Below are 707 nucleotides of genomic sequence, written 5' to 3'. Positions count from 1 at the left end.
CATAAGAGGAAGTGCGGTATTTTATAATCAAGCCCCCAAGAATTTACCATAACATCCGTTGCCCGCACCGCCTGAGACGCGTTCAGCGCGTTCCTGACGAAACCATGACAAAAACCACAACAAACCACCCCAGAACCCGTCAGAAACGCGCCTGTTAAATTTTAACGGCATGCATGACTATGCACCAGAATGACGCCATGCTCTTTTCACGCAAAAATCATCACCAGACGGGGAAAATCACCAGTGACCAGACAGGAATCCGCCGCCCTCAATATGGCCAAATTTATCCGCGCACAGACACTTCTCCTCCTTGAGCGGCTCGAGCAGATGGATCTGGATGAGGCTGCCGGCTGCTGTGAGCACCTGCACGATCAGGCCGAAGCGCTTTACGCCATGCTGAACGCACAGATAGGCGAGGAAAATGCGTGAAAATCGGTGAACGGGTGCGCAATTCAGTGCGCGGCCGTGAGGCGATGGCGGGGTGTCGGGGCGCAGCCCTGACCAGGGTATTTGTGATGCCGGCGCGTGCGCGGTATTACAAATGCACATCCTGTCCCGGAACGGACACCGGGAAACAGCAAAAAAAACCGGGCGGCACGCCCGGAACTCAATCAAGTTAGATTAGATTACTCTCACTCGTCCATAACAGCATCATGGAACGACGACCACCGTCCGTGACGGCCGCCTCGTTTAAGTATGGACAGAAA

General features: G+C 54.2%; 1 protein-coding gene. It reads left to right on the top strand.

The genetic code is table 11. The annotated features are described in order from the left end of the window. Positions 1 to 243: 243 nt before the first annotated feature. Complete coding sequence (locus tag H0X95_RS35685; protein WP_013772937.1) at positions 244 to 429, top strand: Rop family plasmid primer RNA-binding protein; 186 nt, start codon at positions 244 to 246, stop codon at positions 427 to 429. Positions 430 to 707: the final 278 nt, after the last annotated feature.

The organism is Burkholderia sp. 9779_493 (genome assembly GCF_015712215.1).
In the GTDB taxonomy this organism is placed as follows: Bacteria; Pseudomonadota; Gammaproteobacteria; order Burkholderiales; family Burkholderiaceae; genus Burkholderia; species Burkholderia cenocepacia.
The sequence above is the reverse complement of the archived record's forward strand: the minus strand, read 5'-3'. Positions and strand labels throughout refer to the sequence as shown.